The sequence below is a fragment of the Desulfogranum japonicum DSM 18378 genome (assembly GCF_000429945.1).
GTDB classification, from domain to species: domain Bacteria; phylum Desulfobacterota; class Desulfobulbia; order Desulfobulbales; family Desulfobulbaceae; genus Desulfogranum; species Desulfogranum japonicum.
Genome location: NZ_AUCV01000097.1, coordinates 1 through 4602, shown reverse-complemented (window position 1 = coordinate 4602; position 4602 = coordinate 1). Strand labels below are relative to the sequence as shown.

The following is a 4602-nucleotide window of genomic DNA, read 5'->3' as shown; positions in this document are numbered from 1 at the left end:
AATCAAGAAAGGTGCTCAACCATTCTTGCTTGGCAAGTCCGTATTCTTGAATGGGTTTCCAGCCATCTGCACCGCAAATGGTACCGCAGATGGCAATTACAAGAATATCGAGCAGGTTATGTTTGATTTGATCCGTATCTCTGGGGTCATCTAAGGTGGAAAAGTGTTTCACAAAAAGAGAGCTTGCTTGTTTCTTCATCTGTAATCTTTTTTAAATCCGAGTTATCAGGGGTGACGAAGAAAACTATGTAACCTGTTAAGACGATAAAAGAAAGTAGACTATTTGCTTGAGTATAGGTTATTACCCATGCGATTGCCCTGGAGACCTATGCCCTGTGCAAAATTAAAAAAACAAAAGAACCGTCACGGCCAGTAATAATTAAGTTCAAAGCCATCACTATCACCAAAAACACTGCAAAAGTCACAGCAAATGTTGAGTATAGGGGCTCAGATTGCTATTCTACCGAAGAATATAGTCTTAAAAATATTGACGGAGAATGGAAGGTTCTCGCCCGTAAGGGAAAACGCTACATTTGCGGGTAACATACTGATATTTTGATGCAAAAAGATAACAAATCAATAAAGAGGGACAAAAAGGGGCACAGGCCACTTGGCTTCGGCAATGCCAGTGTTTCTGGCGTCATCAACAAGGTACGTTCCTTTTTGCCCCTTATTTCAAACGTTAGCGGTGCCGGTACATGATAAGGATAGCAGAAATTTCAGATGCAGAGTCTTTAACTAAGCTCTCTTTTGAATCAAAAGGGTACTGGGGTTATCCGACATCTTTTTTCGAGGTGTGGTCCAAGGAATTAACAATAACTCCTGAATATATTAATCAAAATGATGTGGTCGTGTATGAGGTTAATGGCTCCCTTGTTGGTTATTATTCCATTGTTGAGCTCCAAGATGATCTGGAAGTGTCCGGCATAATAATTAAAAAGGGTTTTTGGCTTGAGCACATGTTTATCGAACCACAAACTATTGGCAAGGGTATCGGAGCGCAGCTTTTCAACCACCTACGGCTAAGGTGCTTGAAAAGAGGCATTGCTGAGCTTGGAATTTTGTCTGACCCGCATGCCAAAGGTTTTTACGAAAAAATGGGTTGCATATATTTGATAGAATATCCCTCAACAATAAAAAACCGAACAACCCCATACTTGGTATTAAAACTATAAAATCGCTAACCAGTGCGTCAACGCGGATCGCCAGTCTGCGGCTGTCGCCCGGTTACGCCCGCTGTTCATGGCGACTTCGTCGCCATGATTCGCGGTGCTGACTGCGTCAAGCAACGCGATTGTGCAAATAAAAGCATGATGTGAAGATAGCAAAAAAATGAAGAGAAATAAAAACCTGGAACTTGAGCCGCTAGGCGAAGCATTAATGGCTTACTGGGAAGGAGATAAGGGTTCTATCCTCCTTCAAGAGCACAAAGACGGACGAAAAAAGAGTATCCCGGTTGCTATATTTTTTCGAGGTAATGGTAATTTTTATCCAACAGAAGAGGTTGTTGCTTATTGTCGAGGTCGTGTATTGATTGTTGGTGCTGGAACTGGAGTTCATGCATTGGAGCTTCAAAATCAAGGTTTCGATGTCACAGCGATAGATGTCAACCTTCAAGCTACTCAGATAATGAAAGAGCGAGGAGTTAAAGACATTCGGCTCTGTGATTTTTTTGAGTTCGATAATGAAACATACGACACCATACTCATGCTCGGACATAACATCGGAATTTGCAAAACAATTAATAGGCTCACAGTTTTGCTTGAAAAATGTGAATCGCTCCTAACGTCTGGCGGGCAAATATTGGCCAATTCTATCGATGAATCAACAAATTGCTGCAATACCGATTCAAACAAATATCCAGGCGAACAGGAGTTCCGTTTATCTTTTGGGGATAAAATAGGGCCATGGATGCGTTGGTTACACATAGATTATAAACAATTTTCAGAAATAGCCGCAAAAGAGAACTGGTCAATAGAGAGACTCATTGAAACAAATGAAAAAGAGTTTCTCGCAAGACTTTACAAATAAAAATATGGGCACAACCACCTGCTGCACCGGACCCGCAGACAGCGCGGGCCCGGTGCAGCAGCACGTTCAGATATTTCCAGATAAATATCTAAAAATACTGAAAAATATACTTCAGCTGCCAAGATAGCCATCGAGTAGTTTTTGCACTCTTTTTGGCATTTGGGAACGCTGCTAACACTAAAAACTTTGTTTGGTCTGACTATGGGCCTGATCTAGTTGAAATTATAGAGGTTAGTTATGGTAAGAGTACCGACTCACAGAGAACCAACACATCCAGGTGAAATGCTTATAGAAGAGTTTTTGAGCCCCATGGGTATAACCCAAAAAGATCTTGCAGACTCAATACATGTTCCTTATCAGCGGATAAATGAAATTATAAATAAAAAACGAGGTATTACTCCGAGCACAGCTCTTCGTTTAGCAAAATTCTTTGGTGTATCCGAAGATTTTTGGATGAATTTACAATTAAGGTGTGACCTGTATAAAACAAAACAGCCCGAAGATAAAACTCTTAACGATATTAAACCGTTCAGTAAAAAATCCGATCAAAGAAAAAATTAGAATATCACACATAGGGATAGGAACTGCCATCGCTAACCGTCCCTCCCACACCACCGTACGTACGGATCGCGTATACGGCGGTTCGGCTGCCAATCCAGGCAACATTTATGCGGGTGCTCAATCGTGAGAAAATTTAAGAAACCTCTTTTATGAGGAAAGGCAAATGACAGTCAATTGGGACTGGTGCGTTTCCATCCTTAAGTATATGGATAAAGGCCTTACATGTGTATTGCGAAGGTGGCTTGTGGGCATATTGCCTTTGCAGGCAATATGTAGAACCGGACTATTCTATCAGAATAAGTCTTAAAGAGTGCTTGAACCGTATGCTGGGAAACTCGCGTATACGGTTCTGAAGGGAAAGGAGGTCGCAAGGCCTCCGACCTACCCGGTCCTGGAGATTAACATGGAAGATCCAATCCCAATACACTGCTGACTGTACCATCGGATTTAGTGCTCTGCATAAATACCTGAAGTGGATATGTAGCGGATATGAAGCACCTTACTCCTCTCCTGGTTGACTTTGAGCTTAAGCTTCTTTTCCGGAAACCGTCTGATACTTAGGGTCACGGAAACAATAAATTATCCAATCTTGCTTGTCTCTCAACTCGGTAACATTATCGCGTCAATCGCTCAACACGACCAGTATGGAACCATTGACGCGACAACGTTGCCAAACAGATATCCTACTGATTTTTTTTGGATATTTATTATTCCTCTCGCCCCTTACCATCACCCGTTCACCCGCCCGACGACTCTTCACTAATATGACGAAGTCATCGACATAGCGGACAAAGGGGGTGGCTTTGTCCCTCCAGTTCCTTGTTTAGCTCATCCAGGAGGATGTTACTGAACAATGGTAAAGGTGGACCGCCTTGCGGAACACCCTTGCGGGTATCATGAAGGCAGCCACGCGGTATCTCTCGCGGATGCAATGACCAACCAAGTACAGCAGGTATCCCCATAAGGCGAGTACCACCTGTTGCCTTTGGGATCTCTACTCTCTTGAACGGTTACGGTTTATAGCTGTCTGCAAAAATGGATGCACAAGTATCCGGCCAGTGTTCCCAAGCATAGGCCATGACGTCGTCAAGAGGCATGTTATCCACATCCGGCGCTCCACAGACAGTCCCTCACGAGACTACCCTTGCCTTCGACTAATATTTATGCTTCTGTAATTAAACAGAAATAGGATCCACATACAGGGGGTTTGTATCCCATAAAATTATACCCATGCCGCGCGAACCACCAGGAGCTTGATCAGACACCGTAAACATCACAACCAAGCTCCGCCTGCTTGCGCTGGCCAACACCGCGATTAGGAGTCAAAATGTATTGGGTTAGAATAGCAGCTGCAACGACTCTTGCGGCTGCCATAGGTTTTTTAATCCACGTTCTATATGGACAAGGGATTGCAATCGAATATGTACAAAATGCTGCGGAAGGTGGCCGCCTTAATGATGTAATCATGCAGCCCTATCCAAACTGGGTGGTTGCCATAGCATCACTTACAGCTTTAATACCAGCATTCGGGAAAGTTCTGGTCTATATGCTGATACAAGATAAGTTGCCGAGCCGAAATACAATATTCAAGGGCGCTATATTCGGAGTGTTGCTATTATTTGTGGGCGATAATCTGTTACGTATGCCGATCATGGGCATTGTAACCGGCAACCCTTTCGATGTTGTGTTGGTTCAGAGTCTCGAAAAATGGATTATTTATCCTGCTATGGGAATTTTTATTGCGCTATTGGCTCCCAAACAACTATTTTCGAAACGGTAAGGTTCTGTGAAAGTTTAGGTTTTAGCCCGGGTTACAAGACCGGTGAGCTCTACGTTCATTGCGACTTCTTTGCCATGAATCACGGTGCGGGCCGAACACCTTGATTATGCATCATTGCAGTGCGAGTACATAAATAGCTAAAGTTTCCTGGAAATTATCACAGCGCCCATCCCGGTTCCCCTACGCGACCATGCGTAGCAGTGTTCTGACAAAAGATTTTTGCGTCTTTT

5 protein-coding genes and 1 pseudogene are annotated in these 4602 nt (G+C 43.3%); 4 read left to right on the top strand and 2 right to left on the bottom strand.

Annotated features, from left to right (window positions below; translation table 11 throughout):
* On the bottom strand, window positions 1-199 hold a 199-nt coding region (locus tag G493_RS30790), incomplete at its 3' end, for a transposase family protein (RefSeq protein ID WP_035275662.1).
* A 499-nt stretch (window positions 200-698) separates the two neighbouring features.
* Between G493_RS30790 and G493_RS0122225 the strand changes: the two genes are divergently transcribed.
* The 3 genes from G493_RS0122225 (at window position 699) to G493_RS0122210 (ending at window position 2592) form a co-directional block, all read left to right on the top strand.
* Complete coding sequence (locus G493_RS0122225; RefSeq protein WP_028582135.1) at window positions 699-1175, top strand: GNAT family N-acetyltransferase; 477 nt, start codon at window positions 699-701, stop codon at window positions 1173-1175.
* 157 nt (window positions 1176-1332) lie between these two features.
* Window positions 1333-2031: a class I SAM-dependent methyltransferase gene (locus G493_RS0122220; protein ID WP_028582134.1), complete on the top strand. Its 699-nt coding sequence runs from the start codon at window positions 1333-1335 to the stop codon at window positions 2029-2031.
* A 237-nt stretch (window positions 2032-2268) separates the two neighbouring features.
* Window positions 2269-2592 (top strand): HigA family addiction module antitoxin, encoded by a 324-nt coding sequence (locus G493_RS0122210; protein ID WP_028582133.1) that lies wholly within the window; start codon window positions 2269-2271, stop codon window positions 2590-2592.
* 727 nt (window positions 2593-3319) lie between these two features.
* Here G493_RS0122210 and G493_RS34930 read toward each other — a convergent pair.
* A pseudogene (locus tag G493_RS34930) lies at window positions 3320-3476 on the bottom strand (reverse transcriptase domain-containing protein); the annotation flags it as partial.
* Window positions 3477-3919: 443 nt separating this feature from the next.
* Between G493_RS34930 and G493_RS0122205 the strand changes: the two are divergent.
* Window positions 3920-4372, top strand: a complete 453-nt coding sequence (locus tag G493_RS0122205) for a hypothetical protein (protein ID WP_028582132.1) — start codon at window positions 3920-3922, stop codon at window positions 4370-4372.
* Window positions 4373-4602 lie beyond the last annotated feature (230 nt).

Coding starts and splice junctions, on each gene's coding strand:
- G493_RS0122225 (WP_028582135.1), top strand. CDS start 699: ATGATAAGGATAGCAGAAATTTCAGATGCAGAGTCTTTAACTAAGCTC.
- G493_RS0122220 (WP_028582134.1), top strand. CDS start 1,333: ATGAAGAGAAATAAAAACCTGGAACTTGAGCCGCTAGGCGAAGCATTA.
- G493_RS0122210 (WP_028582133.1), top strand. CDS start 2,269: ATGGTAAGAGTACCGACTCACAGAGAACCAACACATCCAGGTGAAATG.
- G493_RS0122205 (WP_028582132.1), top strand. CDS start 3,920: ATGTATTGGGTTAGAATAGCAGCTGCAACGACTCTTGCGGCTGCCATA.